The following is a 23373-nucleotide window of genomic DNA, read 5'->3' as shown; positions in this document are numbered from 1 at the left end:
TGGGAAAAAAACATAAAGCTGAGCAGGCATACCACCTGTTGGAATAGCTGATTTTAACAAATCCTTACCGGTGGAATCAGGGGCAATAAAAATCCGGAGGCCTGGGGCTCCGGATGGAATCAGTGATACACGATATCATAAATTTCTTCTTTTACAGCCTGCAGGTTTTCAGGCGTATGATTGGCCAGCAACCATAGGTTCAGCGGCTTTTTATCTTTTCCGTAGCTCGGCTGTACATACATCTCATCAATCAGGCGGAAGCCGTTTTTCTGATAAAAGAAATACCGTCTTTTGGCATCCTCTCCAAGGTGCTCCGGCTCGATTTCAAGGATCAGGCGGGGATAAGATTCTGCCAGGCTTTCTGTAATAAGGGATCCGAGGTTCCGGCTCCGGAATTCAGGGAATACTTCAAAATGTTCAATAAAGTGAAACCGGCTCAGTTCCCAGATGATAAGATACCCTATATTTTTTGTGTCGTGCAGTACAGAGAGCATCTTTACTTTCGGATTTGTGAAGAGGGTTACCAGCTTGTCCCAGTCCCTTCTCTCATCTTCCTGAAAAGTGGTGCAGTATGAGTCGTAAATTTCCTGAACCCTATAGTCTTCAGGTGAGATAATCTGTAAAAATTCCATAGTTTATAAATCAAATACGCTGGGTCTTCTGGTGATAAAAATATCTTTCACCCAAAGGGTAAAAGCCAGCCCCAGATAGATTAAAAAGAAAAAACCTGCCGTTGCAAAAGTGGAATAAATGAAAAATACCCTGAGTTTGGATACGGGAATCCCCAGTTTGGCACCTGTTCTCGTCAGAACGCCGAACCATTCTCTTTCCATTTTATGGCGCATATTGTCAAGCATCTCAAGATTCTTTTAAAAGGTTATATCCGATACTGCAATTTAAGCAATTTTTTTCTTCACATGCGTTTTTATAATGGAAAATCAGGCTTTGGCTTTCCAGTGCGGTTTCTGCCCGGAGGCCCAGCTTTTTCCACTCATCGACTATTATATTTTTTTCCGGTGCCAAAGACCGGTAAAGTTGCAGGATTTCATCCGGTGCTTCCTCATGACGGTAACGTTGGTAGGTATATTTCAGCGGGAGTACGGTATTCAGGATAACCAGTTCCGTAAATTCCGGGCTCACCGTTTTCGGATACCTGATTTTTGAAATCTTTCCGAAGTTAAAACGGTCATCCCAGTATTCTGATGCTTTTACTTTGTTAAACAGGTCTGACATTTCCTCGGGATTCCTGATACGGATAATCTTTGAGAATAAATTCTGGTGCTGATGGTAAAGGCAGGCCAGCTGGGAAAGCCGGACCGTAGGAAAGTTCGGAGGCCTGAGCCGGGAGAATTTCGGACGAACCGCTATTCCCGGGATACTGAATTTGACCTTTAAAAAATCAAACTCCCTTTTCCAGATGTGCATCTGTTCATCCTGCGGATCTTCCAGCCAGCCTGAAATCCCGAACAACAGGGCTTCCAGCTGAACACGGTGCTGCCGGATCTTATTGATTATGCTGAAATCGATACTTTCGGCAATCTGCCTGAAAACGGCAGCATTCACGGTGAGCCCGAAAGAATAGGCCAGGCTGTGGAAAAGAACGGCTTCGAAATTGTTTTTATGCTCGTTCAGGCTGGTTTCAAATTCCACTGCCTTTTGCTCCAGCTTTTTCAGGATATTTCCCTCATGAAAACAAACGGGAACTTTTGCTGCATCGAAAACAGCTTCGCAGGGAATAAATCTTTCTCCTGCTGCCAGCTTTTCATACGTACGCAGGATGTTTCCGTTGATGTAATCCTTCAGCTCCAGGGTCGGGACACGGCTGGCTATAAGCTCATCAATCTCGATGTCGTGCTGGAAGACAACATGAAGGATGATGTTTTTATAATTGGGATCCCTGGAATGGTTATGGAAAATCCAGTCGGAGGATCTGATGTGAAGTTCAACAGGCCCTGCCAGGATTATATTTCCTGTCCTTATTCTGGCATCCAGGAAATCAGGTCCTGCATTGGTATTCCATACTCCTGAATAAAGGATTTCTATCGGATTCCCTTCCGTATCTCTGAAGTCAAACCTGCTGAATATTTTGAAATTCCAGAGGTACTGTAATAATTTCTCTGTCATACCATGTGTTTTTGTATGACTAATTTAATGATTTATTTAAAATCAGGCTGGCTTCTTCAGGAAAATCTCCGGTGAATTTTCCGCAGATGACAAAAAAAATCAGAGTTGGAAAAACCCTGATTTCTATTCTCTTATAGCATTATATCCTGCTCGGCTCTGCTTTGAATTGCTCTATGGTCGTCCGGTACATTTCCTCGTATACCGGAAGTACATTTTTAAGATCGAATTTAATAGCCTGTTCTTTGGCATTATCTTTCATCTGGGCCAGCAGTTCATCATTGCTGAGAAGCTTGATGGTATAATTGCTCATGGCTTCCACATTCCCGATTTCTGCAAGAAATCCTGTTTCGCCCTGGATATTCACTTCAGGAATTCCTCCTGCATTGGAGCTGATCACCGGTGTACGGGCGGCCATAGCCTCCAAAGCTGCCAGTCCGAAGCTCTCCTGTTCCGAAGGAAGCAGAAAAACATCCGAAAGCTGAAGGATTTTGTAGAGATCGTTCACTTTACCCAATAAACGGATCTTGGAAATCAGGTCCGGATTTTCTTCCAGGAACTGATTAACTTTTTCCATATCCGGGCCTTCCCCTATGATGATGAGTTTTGACTGTACTTTTTTCTGGACGTTTTTGAAGATCTGAAGCACTTCATCTACCCGTTTTACAGGGCGCAGGTTAGAGACATGGATCAGGATTTTTTCATCGGGATTGGCAAACTGGGTGCGCTGACAGTCGCTGCGCTCGTCAAATTCACCGTTGTCGATAAAATTGGTGATGACCTGAATTTCCTTTTTGATTTTGAAAAACTGAAGGGTATCCCTTTTGAGGCTTTCCGACACGGAAGTAATGGCATCCGACTGGTTGATGGAAAATTCTACGGCATGTTTATAGCTCGGATGCTGGCCTACCAGCGTGATATCGGTTCCATGGAGCGTAGTGACCAAAGGAATGTCATTATTGTCTTCTTTCAGCATCTGTTTTGCCGTAAAAGCTGCATAGGCATACGGAATGGCATAATGGGCGTGGAGTAAATCCAGTTTATACAGGTTGACCACCCGGTAAATCATTGAGCTTAAGGCAATATCATAGGGCTGATACTGAAACAGCGGATAAGTCTGCACATTCACCCGGTGAAAGAAAATATTAGGGTTGGTGATATCCAGCCTTGCAGGGAGTGCAGAGCTGATAAAGTGAACTTCATAGCCCTTGTTGGCAAGGGACATGCCTAATTCTGTTGCTACAATTCCGCTTCCGCCATAGGTAGGATAGCAAAGGATGCCTATTTTCATATGATAAATAAAACGGAAACCCGTTTCTGTTTTTTAGAGTTAATATTACAGGATTGAATGATTTCATATTCTCAGGAAATCCTGATCACGATTTTCTATACCTATTGATGTGTTTGATTGCTTGCTTCCAGATCAAGCCCCATTCCCGGTTTCAGACTTTCATTGACCAATACCGGAAGCCTTCCGTGGATTTTTGTCTTTCCTAAGAATGCATCTGCAGTGGCCGTCATGGAATCGTCATTGTTTTCATAGGAGACCAGCACGGTGGAAACTTTCGAAAGGTCAATATCCTTCAGGGCGTAAGGACTTCCGAAGACATCCAGGATTACCTTGTTGTTACCGGCAAGTTCGGTCAGTATTTTTTTGGAGGCCTCAGAGATTTTATAAGGCTTGTAAGCCGTGGAATTATCTTTATGAAGGCCTGCAATAACCGTTGAATTAGCGGGAATTGTCCGGATCTCCTCCTTTCTTTTTATCATTATGTTCGCACCCATCCGGTCAGCAAAAGCCTGATAAGGAGCTTCTTCCAATGGGACGTAATACACTGGCTTTCCGGTCAGGGGTAGTAGTTTCTGTTCATCTTTCAATAAAGTCAGGGCATTGGAATATAAGTTTCTCACCAGTATTTTGTGGGAATCATTGTTGAGGTCTGCATTGATATGATCCGGAGTTCTCGGTTCATAGCGGTCCAGTCCCAGGAAATATTTCGTCAGAAGGATTTTCTTTACGCTTTCCTCCAGCCTGGACTGGGGGATTTTTCCCTGATCAATGGCCTGCTGGATCAGTTTTTTCCCGGCAGCCACACCCTGTGAAAACAGCATGATGTCATTCCCTGCTTCAAATGCCATGGCATCCAGTTCGCCCGGCCTGTACTTGTTGGCAACAGCTCCCATGTTCAGGGCATCGGTAATGATAAGCCCTTTGTATCCTAATTTTTCTTTGAGCAGACCGGTAATGATATTCTTGGAAATGGAGGCAGGAACCCCTTTTGCAGGCTCCAGCGCCGGAACATAGAGATGGGCTACCATCACGCCGCCTATGCCTTTATCCATCAGAGCTTTGAAAGGAGCGATCTCAACAGCATTCAGGCGTTCCCGGGTATGGGAAACTACCGGTAAATCCAGATGGGAATCGGTATCGGTGTCACCATGTCCCGGAAAGTGTTTGATGGCAGCAAGGATGTTGTTGTGCTGAAGTCCGTTCGCATAAGGCAGGGCAGAACTGACCACATTATTCACTTCCGATCCGAAGCTCCGGTTGCCGATAATGGGGTTGCCGGGATTGGTATTGACATCCACCACCGGGGCAAAATCCCAGTTGATGCCCATCCTGCGGCAGTCTTCAGCGATTTTGGCTGCCATCTTTTCAATCAGGTTTTTATCCTGGATGGCTCCCAGGGTAATGGCCCATGGAAATTTATGGGCTGCCGGAATTCTCTGGAATACACCCCATTCGGCATCCATTCCGATCATCAGGGGAATTTTGGATTTCTGCTGGAATTCATTGACCAAAGCAATTTCCCTGGCCGCATCGTCCTGCATCAGGATCAATCCTCCTATTTTATCATTCCGGACCATGTTCCTGACATTGCTGATCTCATTTTCCCCCTTGTTGGTATACAGGGCAACAATGAAAAGCTGGCCTAGTTTTTCTTCCTGGGAAAGACTGTCGTAAGTTTTATCTACCCATTGCTGTGCTTTCCTGATTTCTTTTTTCGACAGATGATCCGGCTGATACTGAGCCGAAAGTGGGGAGCCGGTAAAAAGCAGGAGGAAAAGCGATGCAGACAGGAATTTCTTCATAATTTTTACAATAAGAACAAAAATACGATTAAAAAGATGATGGAAACAAAGTTTTCCTGTTTTTTGGTATATGTTTTGAATAGGGTTTATGAATAATAAACAACTAAACTTCCATACAATGAAAAAAATTATTCCTATTCTGCTTCTGGTTTTCGTAAGCCTGTTTGCTTTCAGTTGTGATAATAATGACGATAACAATACTGCTCCTTATGAGGATAATGATACCATTGCAGTAGCTTACGATATCAACAATGCTTCTTTTACCAGAATAAACAGCAATCTTTACAGATATACGAATGTGTTCAATACGCCTCTAGTACAATCTGATGTGGTACTGATCTACATGCAGACTGATACAGGTACCGGCGGTACACCGGTTTGGAGGCTGCTCCCTTACACCTATTATGTTGGGAATGCTACGAATGACGCAGTTGATTATGCATTTGATTTCTCTAAGAATGATATTGCTATCTATGTGAATTCTACTTTAAACCTTGATAGTACTGCCAATGCTACCTACTATACAAACAAAAGGTTCAGAGTGGTTATCGTTCCTGCCAATACAGGTAAAAATTCAGGGGTTGACTACAATGATTACAACAGTGTTATTAAATTCTATAACATCAATGAATCCAAGATTACAGTTAAAAACTAATGATCTTGCTTATCCACTAGAATATATCTTTTCAGTTTTTATAATTACAGAAAGCTCCGGAAAAATTTCCGGAGCTTTTATTTTATCTTATCTGATTGGAAACCTTTATTGATTTATGGGCTGTTCATTATCATCAATGAGCAGATGGCCAAAATAGTCTTTCTTAGTCTGCAGATACCCTCTGCTGATCTCATTGGCAGGAATCTGAAGCGGTATTCTGGAATGAAGGCGGATGTTGCTGTCCACTACGTATTTTACCTTTTCAGGATTATTGGTAAGAAGATTGATTTCTTTAATGTCAAGCAGATTCAGTATCTCTATGGCAACGCCAAAATTCCTGTCATCAGCAGGCAGGCCCAGTTTCAGATTGGCTTCCACCGTGTCAAAACCCTGTTCCTGTAAAGAATAAGCCTTTAGTTTGTTGATAATCCCTATATTTCTTCCTTCCTGACGGAGGTAGATAATCACGCCGCCGTTTTCGTGGATGTATTTCATTGCGGCATCCAATTGCTGGCCGCATTCGCATTTTTTAGAATGGAAAACTTCACCGGTAATGCATTCTGAATGAAAACGGACATTGACAGGTCTGGAAAAGTCTGTATGGTCTGCAACAATAGCCATATGTGGCATCCAGTCGTTTTCGTTTTCAGATAAAGCAATCATCCGGAATGTACCGTAGTCGGTAGGAACATTGGATTCCGCCTGAATTTTAATCATTGATTGATCCCCTTGATTGTATATTAATTAAATCCTTTAGCATAATCCTCAATAACGGAAATATTGGATTTGATCCTGACCAGGTAACGGTTCAGAACCTCATTTTCGTCGGTATTGAGACGCTGTCTTAACTGCTGTACTTTTTTGTATGATTTCTCAAAATTCCTGATGGCCTTTTTCTTTCCGCCGGCATTTTTTACATCAATAGCATAGAGGTAATTCTGCAGGCTGTATTTTAAAGACGTGATTTCGTCATTTAAAGCATTGTTTTTAAAGCTGGGAAAAGTGGCAATGAGGTTTGAAATTTCGGAGGCACTGGTATTTCCTTTTAAGTTGACATCAATACTGGTGAATGTGCCCTTATTGGAATCGGATCCTTTGGTATCGCTGTAAAAGCTGGCTGACAGCGGAGAAAAATTTGGTTTTTCCGTTGCGCAGGATGTTGTAAACAGTACTATTCCACAAAAAACTAATCGTTTCATTTTTGCCCCTTTTGATAGAGGATTGGATTAAGACTTTCATCGTTGTACATCTTCATCTGTTTGTACACCTTTATCTTAACATCACCGTTCTCAATATCAGAAAGCAACTGATCAATTGAAGTGGAAAGGTCTTCATGCTGAGCAAGGAGAACATCCAGTTTTGCCTGGCAGGCAGCACGGTGCTCTTCTGAAGCTGAAGCCCTGTTGGCTTCTAATGACATATGGTAAACTTTTAGCGCAAGGATAGACAATCGGTCTACCGCCCAGGCAATAGTTTCCGTATTGATCTTTGCATCGGGTTTAGGAGTTATATTCTCGTATTTTTTCAGAAACCAGCTATCAATAAATTCCACCAGATCGGTTCTTTTCTGGTTGGAAGCATCAATCGTCCTTTTCAGTTGAAGGGCCTCAGCCGGATCAATATTTTCATCTCTGATTATATCTTCCAAATGCCATTGAACGGTATCAATCCAGTTCTTTGCATACAAAATCCGTTCCAAAGTATCTTTTTCAAACGGATTATTAATCGGTGCGGTAACATCATCCCATGTATGATAATCTTCAATGGATTGATTGAAGATTTTCCATGCGTTCTCGGTAAAATTCATGAATTAAGAATTTAGTTGCCTGACGGATTGTTGTTCGTGGTTTTGTTTTCAGAACCCGGCTTGTCTTCTTCCTTTACGGCATCTTTAAATTCCTTGATTCCCGAACCTACCCCTCTCATTAATTCAGGGATTTTCTTACCTCCGAAAAGTAATAACAGGATGATCGCTACGATCAGGATGTGCTGCCATGACAGCGACAATATTGTTAATGTATTCATTTCAATTTTTTTACAAAGTTAGTTCTTTTTTTAATAGGAAATCCAACCTAATGGATCTACCGGTGTACTTCCGTTCCATACCTGGAAATCCAGGGTATAGGTTCCGTCAAAATCCTGGCCAATTACGCCTACCGGTGTTCCTGCGGAAACCTGCTGTCCCTTGGAAACTGTTACATTTCCCAAGTTGGAATAGATGGTAAAATAGTTTCCATGCTTCAGGATAACCGTTTTGGTACCGTCACTGTTGGCCAGCACGGAAGATACGCTTCCCGGGAAGACCGATCTGGCTCTTGTACCCGAAGGGACGGAAATTTTGATTCCGTTGTTTTCCTCATCAATATTTTTAAATACAGGGTGAGGATGTCTTCCGAAGCGGTGCGTGATCTGGCCTGCCCTGTCTGCAGGATACCCCAGCCGGCCTTTGTTGTCTGCAAAATTGCTTCCTGCCACTGTGGTGACTCCATAGCTGGTCATTGCTTTGGTTTCAGCCGCTTTTTTATCATCTTCTTTTTTCTTGGCGAGTGCCGTTTCCGCTGCCCTTGCGGCGGCCACTTTTTCAGTAGCTTCTTTGGCTCTTGCCGCTGCTTCTTCTGACGCCTTCTGTGCGGCTACTTTCCGGGCCTCATCTCTTGAAGTGGCTTCAGCCCTTTTGGCTTCCTCACTACGCTTCCGCTCTTCCTCCGCTCTTTTTGCTGCCAGTTCAGCTGCTTTTCTCGCTTCAGCTTCTGCTGCCAGCCTTTCGCGTTCAAGCGCTTCCGCCCGGGCTTTGTTTTCCGCTTCAATTCTTGCCTTTTCCCTTTCAGCGGCTATCTTGGCCAGACGGATTTTCTCGGCTTCTGCTTTTTTCCTTGCTTCTTCTTCCGCTTTTGCAATTCTGATTTCTTCAGCAATGATGCTCCTGATCTGTCCTTCGAGTGCTTTGGATTGGGTTTGTTTCTGTCTGAGCTCTGCACTCAGTTTGGATTCGTTTTTCTTAAAATCTGCCACCAGCTGCTCCTTCTGAGCCCGTTCCGTATTAATGGTTGCCAGGTCTTTCTGCTGGTTTACCAAAAGGTTGGCTTTGGATTTTACCGCATTCTGCTTCATGGCAATGGTCTGCTTGATTTTTGCCGCGGCATTTGAAATTTCAGCGGCTTTCTTATCCTGGTAATCCGAGTATTGTTTTAAATACTGGACCCTGCGGATAGCCTCGCCCATATTTTTGGCAGACAGAATAAAGGTTACCTTATTCTGGACGCCTTTGTTTTTGTAAGCATTCACGAGCACTTTTGCATAGTTGTCTCGCAATACTTTCAGTTCTTTGTTCTGATGGTTGATATCAAGCTGACGAAGATAGATTTCATCTTCTATGAATCTTTTTTCCTTTTGGGTGTTGTTGTATACTTTTTCTCTGAGTACCAGCTTTTTGTTTACATTATCAAGATAAGCAACAGAAAGTTTAGATTCATTTCTGGTTTTTGCTAAATCTGTATTGATCTGGGCAATTTGTTTTTTAAGTTCGGCATTCTGTTTCTGCAGCTGTTCTTTTTTATTGCTCTGGCCATAATGCAGCCCAAACAAGACCATACCTATTAAAAAGCTAAATTTTTTAATCATTGAATCTCGATTTTCTTATAACTGGACGGTACGGAATAAGGCGTATCCATCCTAGAAAAATCAAATTTCGTATTTTCCAGTAAAATCTGGCTGCTTTTTGAACCTTTTATAATTATTTTAACATTTTTCGGAAGACGTATTCCATTGATTTCTTCCCAGTTGCCATAGGCTATTTCCAGTTCGTCCGGAGAGAGGACGTCCTTAAGGCTTACATTCAATAAGTCGTAATTCGTATCATACTGTAAAGCAATTCTATACTCCCTGGTTTTTTCATCCGTCACAATTTTCTGGTTGGTGTTGGAAACCATTCTGAACCCCTGGGCATTCCGGGTTAAGGTAAACTGGGAATCATTGATCTTTACAAAGGTCCTTCCGGTAAGAATTCTTTCCAGCGACTGGTAATCTATAAAGTTTACATTCAGCAGATTGTTCAGGTAATCAAAATCCGAATCAATGTAGGTCTTGCTGGTTTTATCCTGTCCTTTGATCCCTTCAGGCGTGGCAATACCGCGGGCCACGGTAAAGAGCAGGGCCTGAAGGTTCATCCAGACCTTTTTATCTTTCTCAATATAAATGACGGCATCCAGGGTAGGAATGAAACTTCCGGTTTCCACATTTACTTTGCTGCTGATTTTGATCTGCTCGAATTTAGGCGGAATGAGGACATGTTCATAGAACGAAAATTTATCCCGTACAGGCTCATTGGCATCTTTAGGGTTGTTGCCGTCATTGATAACAACACTGCTGTCTGCCTTTACCTGCCGGTCTTTTTTTCTGAATATTCCCCGGGTTTTGCAGGAAGTCAGCGTAAAAATTACTATCAGTGCGATGATGCAGTTTCTCATGAAATGATCTTTTCAGGTTAAAAATGGTTGCAATATTAACGCCAAACCACACAGGAAATTTTGTGTGGTTTGGAATTTATATGGGCTGTCAGGTTTGTGCGGATGTTATTTTGACAGAAAATCAAGAACCGAATAATCTCCCAGAGAAATTTCACGGGCCACTCCGAAATACTGAGCGGAGTTTCCGATCATTGAATTGGACAGGTTTCCATGGTTGATGCGGGTATTTTCCTGGATCAGGGAATTTTCGATATTGGAATTTACCACAATGGTGTTATTGCCTAAAGAAACGCCCGGACCCACTTTGGAATTGGAGATGTGCACATTTTCCCCGATAAAGCATGGCGGGATAATCAGGGAATTTTCAATGACTGCCGAAGCCGGGAAATGGCATACCGTTTCGGTTTCATAAGCCAGGATCTTACTGTTGGTTTCCACGGTAGCATTCTTATTTCCGCAGTCCATCCAGTCGTTTACTTTGCCCAGGGTGAATTTTGCCCCTTTGGCCCTGAGGTTTTCCAGAGCAGTGGTCAGCTGGTATTCACCGCCGTTTTTGATGTCGTTGGCCATGATGTAATTGATTTCCTCCATCAGTTTTTCAGCGCTGTTGAAATAGTAGATTCCGATGATGGCAAGATCAGAAACAAAGGTCTGCGGTTTTTCCACAAAATCGGTAATAAAGCCGTAATTATCCAGTTTTACCACTCCGAAGGCAGACGGATCTTCTACACTTTTTACCCAGATCACGCCATCTGAATTTTTATCCAGCACAAAATCGGCACGGAAAAGCGTATCGGCAAATGCAATAACCACATCTCCGCTCATCGATTGTTCCGCGCACTTAATGGCATGCGCTGTTCCCAGCGGATCGTTCTGGTAATAAATGCTTCCTTTGGCTCCCAGTTTTTCAGCAATCTGAATCAGGGATTTTTCAATCTCCGGGCCGAAATCACCGATGATAAATGCGACTTCTTCAATATTTTCACCTGCCACTTTAGCAATATCTTCCACCAGCCGCTGTACGATAGGTTTCCCTGCGATCGGGATCAGCGGTTTCGGAACGGTGAGGGTGTGAGGGCGCAGTCGGGAACCACGCCCAGCCATAGGAACAATAATTTTCATAAAAAGTATACGTATTTTTTAGTTTAATTTTTGATAAAGGTAGTTAAAAAAAAACATGCATGGCGCAGTGTCTGTTTTCTGAATGCCCGGTTGATTTTTGATCAATGAAATGTTTTCTTCAGGTTGAGGCGCTTTATTTTCTGATTTTTGAAAGCAGGAGATTCTTCTCGGAATAGATCAGAATGCCGGCATAGAGTAAAAAAAGCAGGTTGCCGATCCAGATGTTATAATCGAAAAATACTGCAATGATATAAGTGAAGGCAATCAGAAGGGCTACAAAGAAAGAAATTTTCTTCATCCTGTAAGGAATGGGATAATATTTCTGTCCCAGGAAATAGGAAAGGACCATCATGATGAAATAGGCGGCCAATGTTACCCAGGCGGAAATCATAAAGCCGTAATGCCTCAGAAGCACAAGATTTAAAATAATGGTGACAACAGCACCTGTCCAGGAAATATAGGTTCCCACCCTGGTCCTGTCGGTTACTTTGTACCAGGTGGAAAGATTATAATAAATCCCGAAGAACAAATTGGCGATGACGATGACAGGAATAATATTCAGGGCAATCCAGTAAGAGCTGTTGGGAACCAGTAATAGTTTCAGCCATGAAATATTGGCAATGATTCCCAGCGCAACGATGGATGCGAAAAATGAAAAGTATTCCGTTACTTTGGCATACGTGAGCTTTGCGTTTTCATTTTGCATCTGTTTGAAAAAGAACGGCTCTATCCCCATCCGGTAAGCCGTTACAAACAGGGTCATCAGTACGGCCATTTTATAGCAGCCACCATAGGCTCCCGCATCACCGTCATTAATAATAAATCTCTGTATGAATTTATCAAAGTTTTCATTCACCATAAAGGCCAGCCCTGCAATCATAACAGGCCAGGAATACCGGGTCATCTGAAAGAAAAGGTCTTTTGAAAACTGAAATTTTACTTTAAGGATCACCGGAATCACAAGCAGGACACCCAGAAAGCTGGCTGCCAGATTGCTGTAAAAGGGATAGGCAACTTTCTCCTTCAATCCCAGTTGTAAACTTATGTCCTGCGGAATCCACAAGAAGAGGGCAATGGCAAAAGCACTCTGGAAAACCGCCTGTATCACCCGTACCGCCGTGTACTTTACAGGTCTGTTGTTAAACCTGAACCAGGCCAGCGGAATGACAAGCAGGTTATCAAAGAATGCAATCCAGGCAAACCAGCGGATAAATTCCGGAGTATGGGAATAGCCCAATACCTCAGCAATCGGCTGATTGAACAGCAGGACCAGAATCAGAAAAACGGAGGAAAGGCCTGTCAGGAACCAGAAAGAAGTGCTGAAGACTTTCTCTTCATTCTCTTGATCGGATGAAAACCTGAAATAAGCGGTTTCAAAACCGAAAGAAAGAACAATATTGACAAACGAGATCAGCGCATACAGATTGGTGAAAATGGCAAATGCACTGTTATCGATATTTTTAATAAATAAATAATTCAGCAATACAACAATTACCCTCGGCATAATAGCCCCGATTCCATATATAATTGTTTCGTTGAGAAGTTTTTTCAAAATCTGAAATTTTTCTGCAAATGTAAATATTTAGAAATTGATTTGTAACCGGCACCGGTAAAATTCATTCATAAAGCTTAATTTTGGAAATCAAAACTCTGGCAGGGCCATCAACTTTGGCAAAGTCAATCGTAAAAAAGTAAGAATGAAGACCTTAATTAAAAATGTAAAGATCGTTAACGAAGGAAAGATTACGGAAAGCGATATTTTAATTGAACATGATGTCATCACTAAAATAGATGCCCGGATTGCTGAAGATGCAGACCGGATCATTGACGGCAGCGGTAAATACCTTATGCCCGGTGTGATTGACGATCAGGTGCATTTCCGGGAGCCCGGACTGACCCACAAAGGGGACATCGAAACCGAATCAAAAGCAGCCATTGCCGGAGGAATTACCAGTTTCATCGATCAGCCCAACACTGTTCCGAACGCCGTAACACAGGAATTACTGGCTGATAAATACGAGATCGCCGCTCAGAAAGCGTATGCCAATTACGGCTTTATGATGGGCGGAACCAATGATAACCTGGAGGAAGTTCTGAAAACCGATCCACGCAATGTTCCGGGAATCAAGTTATTCCTAGGTTCATCCACCGGAAATATGCTGGTAGACAACCCGGAAACCCTGGAAAATATTTTCAGCAATACAAAAATGCTGATTGCCGTCCATTGCGAAGACGAAGCGACCATCAGGGCCAATACCCGAAAATATATCGATGAATACGGCGAAGATATTCCCGTGAAATACCATCACCTGATCCGGAGCGAAGAAGCATGCTACAAGTCTTCCTCAAAAGCGATTGAACTGGCGGAAAAAACAGGAGCAAGGCTTCATGTCTTTCATTTGTCAACGGCAAAAGAAACCGCACTTTTCAGGAACGATATTCCTTTAAAAGATAAAAAAATAACGGCAGAAGTATGCGTGCATCACCTTACGTTCACCAATGAAGATTACGAAACCAAAGGCGGGCTGATCAAATGGAATCCTGCCGTAAAAACCCGGCACGACAAGGATGGGCTCTGGGAAGCATTGCTGGATGACAGGATTGATGTGATTGCCACCGACCATGCACCGCATACCTGGGAAGAAAAGCAGAACGTTTATACCAAATGCCCTTCCGGAGCGCCATTGGTACAGCATTCTCTGACGGTGATGCTGGAAAATTACAAGAACGGAAAGATTTCCCTGGAAAAAATCGTTGAAAAAATGGCGCATAACCCTGCGATCTTATTCAGAATTGAAAAAAGAGGCTTTATCAGGGAAGGATATAAAGCAGACCTGGTATTGGTAGACCTGGACGAGGACTGGACGGTCGCCAAAGAAAACATCCTGTACAAATGCGGCTGGAGCCCGCTGGAAGGAATGAATTTCCATTCTAAAGTCACCCATACTTTTGTTAACGGGAACCTGGTCTTTGAGAACGGAAAAATTAATGAGCAAAAAGCCGGTGAGCGGCTGCTTTTTGAGGTCCGGGAATAAGTGGCTGATACGGATGATCATAATAAAGGCTGCCTGGATTTTTCCGGCAGCCCTTTTTTATTTATATCTTCTATTTTATACTCCTGCTGTTTCAGCCAAATGCCTGCCGGAATTCTACGGGTGACATCTTTGTTTTTTTCTTAAAAAGCGTGCTGAACGACTGTGCATGTTCAAATCCCAGTTCATAGGCAATCTCGCTGACGGAAAGTGTGGTGACGGACAGCTTTTCCTTGGCTTTGCTGATGAGTTTCTCATGGATGTGCTGCTGCGTGTTCTGTCCCGTATGAACCCTCAGCAGGTCACTCAAATAATTCGGTGACAGGTTCATGGCCCTGGCTATCTGCTGAACTGTCAGCATACCCTTCTCAGAGGATTCCTTATCAAAATAGTCATGAAGGAACTGTTCGAATTTTGCCAGCAGCTGGTGATTGCCGTTCCTGCGGGTAATGAACTGCCGTTCGTAGAACCGCCTGGAATAACTAAGCAGGAGCTCGATCTGCGACAGGATGATCTCCTGGGTATGAATGTCGATGCGCCCGCATTCCTTATCGATTTTAAAGAGGATTTCAAGCAGGTCATTTTCCTCGTCTTCCGAGAGATGGAGGGCTTCATTAACGGCATAGGAAAAGAAGCCGAATCCGGAGATGGCCTGTGCCAGCGGGTGCTTCAGTAAAAAATCTTCGTGGAAAATCAGCAGGTAGCCTGCAGAATCGCATTCCATAGTCTTTACATCGAGGTACTGAACCTGATTCGGAGCCGTGAAGCTCAGTACGCCTTTGTCGTAATCATAATGCTGCTGTCCGTAACGTATTTTCCCACGGGCATTCCTCTTCAGGGCTATACAGTAAAACCGGTTGACGAATCCTTTCCAGGTTTCATCTTCCAGGAAAATACTCTCCGACATGTTAATGACGCTCACCATCGGATGCTTGGGTTCCGGAAGGGAGAGCAGACGGTGAAAAGCGGAAATGGAGGGGATGGTATGCATAGCGGCAGATTTGATATAAAATTAATGATTTACATTCATAAACCTCATTTTTTTTTAACCTATGAGGTTTCGTTAATAATCGAGAAGTCCCATGCTGAATTCATCATACGGGGCACCGGTATCCGTTCCCAAAGGGACAATGCTTTCCAGCCTGGATAGATCATCATCGCTCAGATGAATTTGGGCAGCTGCCATATTCTGTTCTAGGTAAGTTCTTCGCTTCGTGCCAGGAATCGGGAGGATGCCTTTGCTGATGATCCATGCCAGGGCGAGCTGGGATGAGGTGATCCCTTTTTCTGTAGCCAGATCTTCCATGGTTTTTACAAGATCAATGTTTTTATGGAAATACTGTTCCTGGAAGCGGGGGATCGCCCGGCGGAAATCATTTTCGGGAAGATCATCAACAGACCGGATCTGCCCGGACAGAAAGCCCCGTCCCAATGGGGAATAAGCGACAAAGCCGATGCCCAGTTCATCAAGCGTCTGCAATACGCCTTTTTCTTCCGCCGTCCTCTCAAATAATGAATATTCGCTCTGCACAGCCGACACCGGATGCACCGCATGGGCTTTTTTCACCGTTTCCGAAGAGACTTCCGAAAGACCGATATATTTTACTTTTCCTTCCCGTACCAGCTCGGCCATCGCATCTACTGTTTCCTCAACAGGGGTGTTTTTGTCCAGGCGGTGCATATAATATAGGTCGATATAATCGGTTTTCAGATTCTTCAGGGAACGTTCCACTGATTTTTTTACATAGTCTTTGCGGCCGTTGATCTTCCAGGTCACCTGGTCCTGGTCATCGATTTCCCATCCGAACTTGGTGGCAATGACGTACCGGTCCCGGCTGCCGGCAATAGCTTTGGCAATCAGCTGCTCGTTTTTAAACGGACCGTAGAGATCAGCCGTGTCAAGGAAATTGCCTCCCAGTTCCAGCGAGCGGTGGATGGTGGCGATGGCTTCTTTCTCATCGGTTTTACCATACATATCCGCTTCTCCGAAACCGGTCATGCCCATACATCCCAGTCCGATATTCGGGACGGTGAGTCCCTGGCTTCCTAATTTTACAGTTGTTGTATTCATCGTATTGATATTTAATAATACAAATGTCAGCAGAACTAAGGAAACCGGTGTTTGCAAATCCCCGAATACCGTAAGCAAAATACGGATGAAAGGAATATTAATTTTTCTTTGCCCCGGAGCCCATGTAAAAACTCAGTTTTCCGCCGTTCATTATTTCGGAATGTTTCAGGGTGAAATTTTTAACCTCTTTACCGTTCAGAAGTATTTTTTGTACATAAACATTATCCGGGCCTTGGTTAATGGCTTCTATCTCGAAAGTTTTTCCGTTCTCCAGATGCAATACGGCTCCGTTCAATGCCGGACTTCCGATGGCATATTCATCTGAACCTGGCGCTACCGGATAAAACCCTAAGGAACTCAGGATGTACCAGGCACTCATCTGCCCGGCATCATCATTTCCGCCCAATCCGTCCGGAGTTGCCTTGTACTGCATTTCCAGGATCCGCCTGATCTGTGCCTGGGTTTTCCATGGCTGCCCTGCCCAGTTATAAAGGTAGGCCACATGATGCGCAGGCTCATTTCCGTGGACATAACCACCAATGATACCTTCGCGCGTGATGTCCTCCGTATCGGCAAAGAACTCATCCGGCAGGTGCATGGTGAACAATTCGTCCAGTTTGGAGGCGAATTTTTTCTTTCCGCCCATCATCAGGATGAGTTCATCGGGATTTTGGGGAACAAAGAAGCTGTAGTTCCAGGAATTACCTTCAATAAAACCTTGTCCGTGGGTGCTCAGGGCATTGAAATCTTTTCCGAAACTTCCGTCTGCGAGGCGTGGCTGCATAAATCCGGTGCTGGCGGAGAAGTTGTTTTTCCAGTTTCCGGAACGTTTGATGAAGGTATTGTAAATTTCTTTTTCCCCTAAATATTTTGCCAGTTGGGCAATTGTCCAGTCGTCATAGGCATATTCCAGCGTGTTGGAGACCGAAGTCCCGTTTTTCTCGGCAGGGATATAGCCCAGGTCAATATAAGACCCGATGCCTTCATAATTTCTCTTGTTGGCAGTCTCTACGCAGGCATTTAAAGCTTCCTTGGCATCACCCGGGTAATTTCCTTTGATAATAGCATCTGCTACAACGCTTACGCTGTGATAGCCGCTCATACACCAGTTATCATTGGCATAATGGGACCAGATGGGCAGCATTTTCATGGAGAACTGATTATAATGTGCCATCATCGATTTTATCATATCCCCATTTCTCCTGGTCTGAATAATATTGAAAAAAGGGTGAAGCGCACGATAGGTATCCCAGATTGAAAAGGTAGTATAGTTCGTAAAGCCTTCCGCTTTATGGATGTTCTGGTCCAGCCCTTTATATTCCCCGTTGGCATCCATATAGGTTGTCGGGCTGATGAAGGTGTGGTACATGGCCGTATAGAAATTGGTTTTCTGTATATCTGATCCGGAAATGACGATCCTGCTCAGCTCCCTGTTCCAGTTTTCACGGGTTTGTGCCCTTACCTGATCGAACGACAGATTCCCGGTTTCTTTTTCCAGGTTGTCCAGTGCATTGGCCTGGCTTACGGGGGAAATGGCAAGCTTTACTTCAACGGCTTCCTTTTCTTCCGTATCGAAATCGAAATACATCTTCAGGTTTTTACCTGCCATTTCCGGGAAATTCCGGGTCTGGTCGAATTTTCTCCAGAATCCGTTATACACCTGTTTCCCGTCATAATTTTTCTGGCCGTAGGACTTGAAGGGCTTTGAAAATTTCAGAGCAAAATAAACGGTCCTTGTCCTGGCCCAGCCGTTTGTCTGCCGGTAACCGGTGATGGTAGTCCCGTTTTCCACCCGGGCATACGTCCAGATATTCTTGCCGTCATAATTGTAAATGCCGGCCATCAGGTCCAGAATGATGTGGGCCTGGTCCGACTTCGGGAAAGTATAACGGTGGACTCCGACTCTTGTTGTTGCCGTAAGTTCAGCCAGGATGTTATAATCGTCCAGCCTGACTTTGTAGTATCCCGTTTCCGCTGATTCATTCTGATGCGAAAACCGGCTCCGGTACCCATTTCCCGGTTGGGAGGCCGTCCCGGGATTTAACTGCAGCTTGCCAACGGTAGGCATTAACAGGAAATCGCCAAGGTCAGAATGGCCTGTCCCGCTGAAATGAGTGGAGCTGAAGCCTGTGATGGTCTTGTCTTCATACCGGTAGCCGGCACAGTATTTATAGACCTCGCCATTGTATTTTCCGTTGAGCGAATAGGCGATGGTATCGGTCTCAGGACTTAGCTGTATGGCTCCGAAAGGGGCTGTGGCTCCCGGATACGTATGGCCCATTTTTTCGGTGCCGATGAATGGGTTAACATAAGACGCAAGGTCCTGACGTGACTGTGCACTGCTGAAGATGCTGAGGAACAGCATCCAGAAAACAACGCTTCCGGATATTTTCATAAGGATAAGTTTCAGGGAAGAAATATACTTAAATTTAAAAAGATGGCCTATTATCAGAATCACAGGATGAAAAAGAGTCTTGTGATTTCCCTGAAACCCGGCTGTTCCTGTTATTTCCTGCATACTATTTAAGGTAGCCTGAATAACTTAAAAATCTTACATTTACTAAAAACAAAACAATATGAATCTTTATACACAGCCCATGCTTCGTGAAGGAGCATTGCAAGACAAGGTAGCCATTGTAACCGGAGGCGGAAGCGGACTGGGGAAGGCCATGACAAAATATTTCCTTGAACTGGGTGCGAAAGTGGTCATCACGTCCAGAAACCTGGAAAAGTTAAGGGGAACGGCCAAAGAACTGGAAGAAGAAACCGGAGGCAAAGTGCTTTGTGTAGCCTGCGACGTACGGAACTGGGATGAGGTGGAAGCCATGAAGGAATCCGCCCTGAAAGAATTCGGGAAAATTGATATTTTGCTGAACAATGCCGCAGGGAATTTTATTTCTCCTACGGAAAGACTCACGCATTCCGCATTCGATGCCATTCTTGACATTGTTCTGAAAGGGACGAAAAACTGTACGCTGTCCATCGGGAAATACTGGATCGATTCCAAAACGCCGGGTACGGTTCTGAATATTGTAACGACTTACGCCTGGACGGGCTCTGCCTACGTTGTCCCTTCCGCGTGTGCCAAGGCCGGAGTGCTGGCCATGACCAGATCGCTGGCGGTAGAGTGGGCCAAGTACGGTATCCGGTTTAATGCCATTGCGCCCGGGCCCTTCCCGACAAAAGGGGCGTGGGACAGGCTGCTGCCGGGAGACCTCCAGGAAAAATTCGATATGCGGAAAAAAGTGCCGCTGAGAAGGGTAGGGGAACATCAGGAACTGGCCAACCTTGCCGCTTACCTGGTATCCGATTATTCGGCTTATATGAACGGGGAAGTGGTAACGATAGATGGTGGCGAATGGCTCCAGGGTGCCGGTGAATTCAATATGCTGGAAGAGATCCCCCAGGAAATGTGGGATGCGCTGGAAGCCATGATCAAGTCCAAAAAATCGGAGTGACGCTGTCGTGAAAATAAACCTACGGTGTAACAATACGTAAGCCTGTTGTGACTTATTGGATATATGTTAAAAATAATTTCAATGAACTTTAAATTCCCTGTTCTTGCTTCTGCTGTCGCAGTAATGCTTTTTACTTCTCAGGCCCGAGCCCAGGAAGCCCCGAAATATGACTATGTAGAGGCCTTCAAGCCGTTCTTCTATCCCCAGACCGGTACGGAAACCCGTTCCGCCAGCGGCCAGCCCGGGCATGCGTATTGGCAGAATTCGGCAGATTACCAGCTGAACGTAAGCCTTGACGAAGCGAAAAACGAGATTGCCGGAACTGCAGAGATTACCTATACCAACAACAGCCCCGATAAGCTCGGTTTTTTATGGCTGCAGCTCGACCAGAACCTTTTTGCCAAAGATTCCAGAGGGAATTCCGTGGTTCCGGTGTCCGGAAGCCGTAACGGAGCGCATGGAGAAGAGTTTGACGGCGGTTACCGCATCAAGTCAGTAAAGCTGGACGGGAAAGACGTGAAATATACCATTACCGACACCCGGATGCAGATCGATCTTCCGGCTGAGCTGAAATCCCGTGGCGGCGTGGCAAAAATTAAAATTGAGTACTCGTTTACTTCTCCTAAATACGGTTCCGACCGGATGGGAATTGAAGATACCAAAAACGGTAAAATCTTTACCATAGCCCAGTGGTACCCTAGGATGTGCGTATATGATGACGTACTGGGGTGGAACACCATGCCCTACCTGGGAGCTTCGGAATTTTATCTGGAGTACGGAGACATTACCGCAAATATTACCGTTCCGGCAAGTCATTATGTTGTGGCTTCGGGAGAACTGCTGAATCCGAAAGAGGTATACTCCAAAGAAGAAAACAACAGATGGGAACAGGCAAAAAGCAGCGATAAGACCGTAATGATCCGTACGGAATCTGAACTGGCGAAAAATCCGCAGTCCGGGACCAGAACCTGGAAATTCAAAATCAGCCAGGCCCGGGATTTTGCATGGGCTTCTTCGCCTGCTTTTATCCTGGATGCTGCCAGGATCAATCTTCCGGGTGGTAAAAAGTCACTTGCCGTTTCCGCTTATCCTGCAGAAAGTGCCGGGAAAGAAGCGTGGGGAAGATCCACCGAGTATACCAAAGCGGCTATTGAGCATTATTCTGCTAAATGGTATCCATATACTTATCCTGCAGCAACCAATGTTGCCGGAAACGAAGGCGGAATGGAATATCCGGGAATTGTTTTCTGTCACATGAACTCCAAGGGAAGCGAACTCTGGGGCGTTACCGATCATGAATTCGGGCATAACTGGTTCCCTATGATTGTGGGGTCCAACGAAAGGCTGTTTGCCTGGATGGATGAAGGTTTCAATACGTTTATTAATGAACTTTCAACGGAAGCTTTCAACAAAGGCGAATATTACGAAAAGAAAAACATAGCCCAGAGCGGTGCTTTCCTGATGAACGACGGTTTCGAGCCTGTTATGGTCGGTCCGGACAATATGAAGGAAAACAGCATCGGCATTCTGGCGTATTACAAACCCGGACTCGGACTGGGCGTGCTGAGAGAATCGATTTTAGGACCGGAAAAATTCGATAAGGCATTCAGGACTTATATCGACCGCTGGGCATTCAAGCATCCTACGCCATGGGACTTTTTCCATACCATGGAAAATGTTTCCGGGGAGGAACTGAACTGGTTCTGGAGAGGATGGTTCATTAACAAGTGGAAGGTTGACCAGGCCGTGAAGAACGTGAAATATGTGAACGGGGATTTCAAGAACGGTGCCCAGATCACAGTGGAAAACATCGGGCAGCTGCCGATGCCGACCGTCGTGCAGGTGAAATTCAAGGACGGAACTTCACAAACGGTAAAACTGCCGATTGAAGTATGGAAAAGAAATAAGGAATGGACGTTCAAGATCAACTCAGCAAAAGAAATAGAACAGGTGAAACTGGATCCGGATTCCCTGATTCCCGATGTGAATATGCAAAACAACAGCTGGTCTTCTGCCAATGCGAAGCCTGCAGAAAAAATTAACCTGAAAGAATTTACGGGAACTTTCGGAAGCAAAGAGCTGCCTGTGAAAATCACTTTTACAGAGAAGAACAACCAGCTTTTCGGGCAGGCAGCCGGCCAGCCGGAAATCCCGTTTGAGTACGCAGGAGACAATACCTTTACTTTTGATCCGGCCCAGATTTCAATGATCTTCAGCCAGGATAAAAAAAGTATGACTTTCAAGCAGGGAGGAAAGGAATTCAAGTTTACCAAAGAATAAAAAACCGTTCATCATCAATGAACCTGGCTCCGGAAAATATTTCCGGAGCTTTTTTGTGAATGTAAATTGCCATTAAAATCCTGTAATCATCTTTTCCCTGCCGGAGAAATCTTACTTTTGTGACTTTGATAATTAAATAAAATGCGTATGAAACTGAGATTTTCAATGGTAGGCCTGATGCTTTTCGCGTTAGGGTTTTCACAGGATCTGAAGGTAATGAGCTTCAACATCAGGCTGAATGTGGATTCTGACAAAGAAAATTCGTGGCCGAACAGAAAACAGGATGTTGCCGATTTGCTGACCTATTATCACCCCGATTATTTCGGTGTGCAGGAAGCGCTTCCGGAGCAGATGAAGGATATCCGGACCGGGCTTAAAAACTATGACTATATAGGCGTCGGAAGGGATGACGGAAAAGAAAAAGGCGAATTTTCGGCCATCTTCTATGATACGGACCGGCTGAAAGCGGTTAAATCCGGGACCTTCTGGCTTTCGGAAACCCCGGAAAAACCGTCCAAAGGATGGGATGCCGCATTGAACAGGATCTGTACCTATGCCGTATTCAAAGATAAAAAATCAGGAAAGGAATTCATGGCACTGAACCTTCACTTTGATCATATCGGAAACATAGCCCGGGTAAAATCCTCGGAACTGATTTTAAAGAAAATCAAAGAACTCAATCCTCAAAATCTGCCGGTAACCGTAAGCGGGGATTTCAACCTTACGGAAGATTCCGAGCCTATCAGGATCATGTCCCGGAACTTGCAGGATTCCTTTTATCATTCGGAAACAAAACACTATGGCCCGAAAGGAACGTTTACCGGATTTAATGTTAATGAAATCCCGAAAGAAAGGATCGATTATATCTTTGTAAAAGGATTCAGGATCAGATCCCACCGCCATATCAATGACAGGAGGGAAAACCTTTTGTACCCGTCGGATCACTTCCCGGTACTTACGGAACTTCAGTTTTAGGCTTTGTACACAACCGCCACTCTTCCGGGTAAGGCCGGACGACAGGAGGGCAGAATATCAACGGTAATCGCAGTATTGCCGTTTTTTCGTATTTTTATGT

Annotated in this window: 21 protein-coding genes; 5 read left to right on the top strand and 16 right to left on the bottom strand. The window is 44.5% G+C overall.

Annotation, left to right across the window (positions count from 1 at the left end; all coding sequences use genetic code 11):
* Nucleotides 1-119: 119 nt before the first annotated feature.
* The 5 genes from QZ735_RS04270 to QZ735_RS04250 form a co-directional block, all read right to left on the bottom strand.
* Nucleotides 120-632 carry a GNAT family N-acetyltransferase gene (locus QZ735_RS04270; RefSeq protein ID WP_294244636.1) on the bottom strand — a complete coding sequence of 171 codons (513 nt, stop codon included), beginning with the start codon at nucleotides 630-632 and terminating at the stop codon, nucleotides 120-122.
* 3 nt (nucleotides 633-635) lie between these two features.
* A complete protein-coding gene (locus QZ735_RS04265) occupies nucleotides 636-857 on the bottom strand; it encodes a PspC family transcriptional regulator (RefSeq protein WP_294244633.1) in 222 nt (73 codons plus the stop codon).
* 1 nt (nucleotide 858) lies between these two features.
* Nucleotides 859-2124 (bottom strand): DUF2851 family protein, encoded by a 1266-nt coding sequence (locus tag QZ735_RS04260; RefSeq protein WP_294244630.1) that lies wholly within the window; start codon nucleotides 2122-2124, stop codon nucleotides 859-861.
* A 139-nt stretch (nucleotides 2125-2263) separates the two neighbouring features.
* Nucleotides 2264-3412 (bottom strand): N-acetyl-alpha-D-glucosaminyl L-malate synthase BshA, encoded by a 1149-nt coding sequence (bshA, locus tag QZ735_RS04255; RefSeq protein WP_294244628.1) that lies wholly within the window; start codon nucleotides 3410-3412, stop codon nucleotides 2264-2266.
* Between the two features lie 101 nt (nucleotides 3413-3513).
* Nucleotides 3514-5214 (bottom strand): glycoside hydrolase family 3 N-terminal domain-containing protein, encoded by a 1701-nt coding sequence (locus QZ735_RS04250; protein ID WP_294244625.1) that lies wholly within the window; start codon nucleotides 5212-5214, stop codon nucleotides 3514-3516.
* A 118-nt stretch (nucleotides 5215-5332) separates the two neighbouring features.
* Between QZ735_RS04250 and QZ735_RS04245 the strand changes: the two genes are divergently transcribed.
* Nucleotides 5333-5869: a hypothetical protein gene (locus QZ735_RS04245; protein ID WP_294244622.1), complete on the top strand. Its 537-nt coding sequence runs from the start codon at nucleotides 5333-5335 to the stop codon at nucleotides 5867-5869.
* A 105-nt stretch (nucleotides 5870-5974) separates the two neighbouring features.
* On the opposite strand, the gene ribA is transcribed toward QZ735_RS04245, so the two are convergent.
* The 8 genes from ribA to QZ735_RS04205 form a co-directional block, all read right to left on the bottom strand.
* A complete protein-coding gene (ribA, locus tag QZ735_RS04240; RefSeq protein ID WP_294244618.1) occupies nucleotides 5975-6586 on the bottom strand; it encodes a GTP cyclohydrolase II in 612 nt (203 codons plus the stop codon).
* Between the two features lie 23 nt (nucleotides 6587-6609).
* Entirely contained in the window at nucleotides 6610-7068 is a 459-nt protein-coding gene (locus QZ735_RS04235; protein WP_294244615.1) for a hypothetical protein, read from the bottom strand.
* On the bottom strand, nucleotides 7065-7676 hold the full coding sequence (locus QZ735_RS04230) for a DUF4254 domain-containing protein (protein WP_294244611.1): 612 nt from the start codon (nucleotides 7674-7676) through the stop codon (nucleotides 7065-7067). The genes QZ735_RS04235 and QZ735_RS04230 overlap by 4 nt, the downstream gene beginning before the upstream one ends.
* Nucleotides 7677-7687: 11 nt before the next feature.
* Nucleotides 7688-7894, bottom strand: coding sequence for a twin-arginine translocase TatA/TatE family subunit (locus QZ735_RS04225; RefSeq protein ID WP_294244608.1), 207 nt, complete (start codon nucleotides 7892-7894; stop codon nucleotides 7688-7690).
* 30 nt (nucleotides 7895-7924) lie between these two features.
* A complete protein-coding gene (locus QZ735_RS04220; RefSeq protein ID WP_294244605.1) occupies nucleotides 7925-9490 on the bottom strand; it encodes a peptidoglycan DD-metalloendopeptidase family protein in 1566 nt (521 codons plus the stop codon).
* Nucleotides 9487-10335: a DUF4292 domain-containing protein gene (locus QZ735_RS04215; RefSeq protein ID WP_294244600.1), complete on the bottom strand. Its 849-nt coding sequence runs from the start codon at nucleotides 10333-10335 to the stop codon at nucleotides 9487-9489. The genes QZ735_RS04220 and QZ735_RS04215 overlap by 4 nt, the downstream gene beginning before the upstream one ends.
* 105 nt (nucleotides 10336-10440) lie before the next feature.
* Nucleotides 10441-11457: a sugar phosphate nucleotidyltransferase gene (locus QZ735_RS04210; RefSeq protein ID WP_294244598.1), complete on the bottom strand. Its 1017-nt coding sequence runs from the start codon at nucleotides 11455-11457 to the stop codon at nucleotides 10441-10443.
* Nucleotides 11458-11590: 133 nt separating this feature from the next.
* Nucleotides 11591-13009, bottom strand: coding sequence for an oligosaccharide flippase family protein (locus QZ735_RS04205; RefSeq protein ID WP_294244595.1), 1419 nt, complete (start codon nucleotides 13007-13009; stop codon nucleotides 11591-11593).
* Nucleotides 13010-13154: 145 nt separating this feature from the next.
* Here QZ735_RS04205 and QZ735_RS04200 point away from each other — a divergent pair, with 145 nt between their 5' ends.
* Entirely contained in the window at nucleotides 13155-14492 is a 1338-nt protein-coding gene (locus tag QZ735_RS04200) for a dihydroorotase (protein ID WP_294244593.1), read from the top strand.
* A gap of 91 nt (nucleotides 14493-14583) precedes the next feature.
* Here QZ735_RS04200 and QZ735_RS04195 read toward each other — a convergent pair whose 3' ends face one another.
* The 3 genes from QZ735_RS04195 to QZ735_RS04185 all read right to left on the bottom strand — a co-directional run bounded on the left by QZ735_RS04195 (nucleotide 14584) and on the right by QZ735_RS04185 (nucleotide 18955).
* The gene (locus tag QZ735_RS04195) at nucleotides 14584-15480 is read right to left on the bottom strand and encodes an AraC family transcriptional regulator (protein ID WP_294244591.1); all 897 of its coding nucleotides are present in this window, start codon (nucleotides 15478-15480) and stop codon (nucleotides 14584-14586) included.
* A gap of 72 nt (nucleotides 15481-15552) precedes the next feature.
* On the bottom strand, nucleotides 15553-16560 hold the full coding sequence (locus QZ735_RS04190) for an aldo/keto reductase (RefSeq protein WP_294244588.1): 1008 nt from the start codon (nucleotides 16558-16560) through the stop codon (nucleotides 15553-15555).
* Between the two features lie 97 nt (nucleotides 16561-16657).
* The gene (locus tag QZ735_RS04185) at nucleotides 16658-18955 is read right to left on the bottom strand and encodes a GH92 family glycosyl hydrolase (protein ID WP_294244585.1); all 2298 of its coding nucleotides are present in this window, start codon (nucleotides 18953-18955) and stop codon (nucleotides 16658-16660) included.
* Nucleotides 18956-19136: 181 nt separating this feature from the next.
* On the opposite strand from QZ735_RS04185, the gene QZ735_RS04180 reads away from it, so the two are divergent.
* The 3 genes from QZ735_RS04180 (at nucleotide 19137) to QZ735_RS04170 (ending at nucleotide 23273) form a co-directional block, all read left to right on the top strand.
* Nucleotides 19137-20018: an SDR family oxidoreductase gene (locus QZ735_RS04180; protein WP_294244583.1), complete on the top strand. Its 882-nt coding sequence runs from the start codon at nucleotides 19137-19139 to the stop codon at nucleotides 20016-20018.
* Nucleotides 20019-20099: 81 nt separating this feature from the next.
* Nucleotides 20100-22298, top strand: a complete 2199-nt coding sequence (locus QZ735_RS04175) for a M1 family metallopeptidase (protein WP_294244580.1) — start codon at nucleotides 20100-20102, stop codon at nucleotides 22296-22298.
* A 147-nt stretch (nucleotides 22299-22445) separates the two neighbouring features.
* Nucleotides 22446-23273, top strand: coding sequence for an endonuclease/exonuclease/phosphatase family protein (locus tag QZ735_RS04170; protein WP_294244578.1), 828 nt, complete (start codon nucleotides 22446-22448; stop codon nucleotides 23271-23273).
* Nucleotides 23274-23373 lie beyond the last annotated feature (100 nt).

The sequence above is a fragment of the uncultured Chryseobacterium sp. genome (assembly GCF_913776365.1).
In the GTDB taxonomy this organism is placed as follows: Bacteria; Bacteroidota; Bacteroidia; order Flavobacteriales; family Weeksellaceae; genus Chryseobacterium.
The sequence above is the reverse complement of the archived record's forward strand: the minus strand, read 5'-3'. Positions and strand labels throughout refer to the sequence as shown.

Excerpts from the sequence above, each read along its gene's own strand:
- QZ735_RS04270 (WP_294244636.1), bottom strand. The coding sequence starts at position 632 with ATGGAATTTTTACAGATTATCTCACCTGAAGACTATAGGGTTCAGGAA.
- QZ735_RS04265 (WP_294244633.1), bottom strand. The coding sequence starts at position 857 with ATGCTTGACAATATGCGCCATAAAATGGAAAGAGAATGGTTCGGCGTT.
- QZ735_RS04260 (WP_294244630.1), bottom strand. The coding sequence starts at position 2,124 with ATGACAGAGAAATTATTACAGTACCTCTGGAATTTCAAAATATTCAGC.
- bshA (WP_294244628.1), bottom strand. The coding sequence starts at position 3,412 with ATGAAAATAGGCATCCTTTGCTATCCTACCTATGGCGGAAGCGGAATT.
- QZ735_RS04250 (WP_294244625.1), bottom strand. The coding sequence starts at position 5,214 with ATGAAGAAATTCCTGTCTGCATCGCTTTTCCTCCTGCTTTTTACCGGC.
- QZ735_RS04245 (WP_294244622.1), top strand. The coding sequence starts at position 5,333 with ATGAAAAAAATTATTCCTATTCTGCTTCTGGTTTTCGTAAGCCTGTTT.
- ribA (WP_294244618.1), bottom strand. The coding sequence starts at position 6,586 with ATGATTAAAATTCAGGCGGAATCCAATGTTCCTACCGACTACGGTACA.
- QZ735_RS04235 (WP_294244615.1), bottom strand. The coding sequence starts at position 7,068 with ATGAAACGATTAGTTTTTTGTGGAATAGTACTGTTTACAACATCCTGC.
- QZ735_RS04230 (WP_294244611.1), bottom strand. The coding sequence starts at position 7,676 with ATGAATTTTACCGAGAACGCATGGAAAATCTTCAATCAATCCATTGAA.
- QZ735_RS04225 (WP_294244608.1), bottom strand. The coding sequence starts at position 7,894 with ATGAATACATTAACAATATTGTCGCTGTCATGGCAGCACATCCTGATC.
- QZ735_RS04220 (WP_294244605.1), bottom strand. The coding sequence starts at position 9,490 with ATGATTAAAAAATTTAGCTTTTTAATAGGTATGGTCTTGTTTGGGCTG.
- QZ735_RS04215 (WP_294244600.1), bottom strand. The coding sequence starts at position 10,335 with ATGAGAAACTGCATCATCGCACTGATAGTAATTTTTACGCTGACTTCC.
- QZ735_RS04210 (WP_294244598.1), bottom strand. The coding sequence starts at position 11,457 with ATGAAAATTATTGTTCCTATGGCTGGGCGTGGTTCCCGACTGCGCCCT.
- QZ735_RS04200 (WP_294244593.1), top strand. The coding sequence starts at position 13,155 with ATGAAGACCTTAATTAAAAATGTAAAGATCGTTAACGAAGGAAAGATT.
- QZ735_RS04195 (WP_294244591.1), bottom strand. The coding sequence starts at position 15,480 with ATGCATACCATCCCCTCCATTTCCGCTTTTCACCGTCTGCTCTCCCTT.
- QZ735_RS04190 (WP_294244588.1), bottom strand. The coding sequence starts at position 16,560 with ATGAATACAACAACTGTAAAATTAGGAAGCCAGGGACTCACCGTCCCG.
- QZ735_RS04185 (WP_294244585.1), bottom strand. The coding sequence starts at position 18,955 with ATGAAAATATCCGGAAGCGTTGTTTTCTGGATGCTGTTCCTCAGCATC.
- QZ735_RS04180 (WP_294244583.1), top strand. The coding sequence starts at position 19,137 with ATGAATCTTTATACACAGCCCATGCTTCGTGAAGGAGCATTGCAAGAC.
- QZ735_RS04175 (WP_294244580.1), top strand. The coding sequence starts at position 20,100 with ATGAACTTTAAATTCCCTGTTCTTGCTTCTGCTGTCGCAGTAATGCTT.
- QZ735_RS04170 (WP_294244578.1), top strand. The coding sequence starts at position 22,446 with ATGAAACTGAGATTTTCAATGGTAGGCCTGATGCTTTTCGCGTTAGGG.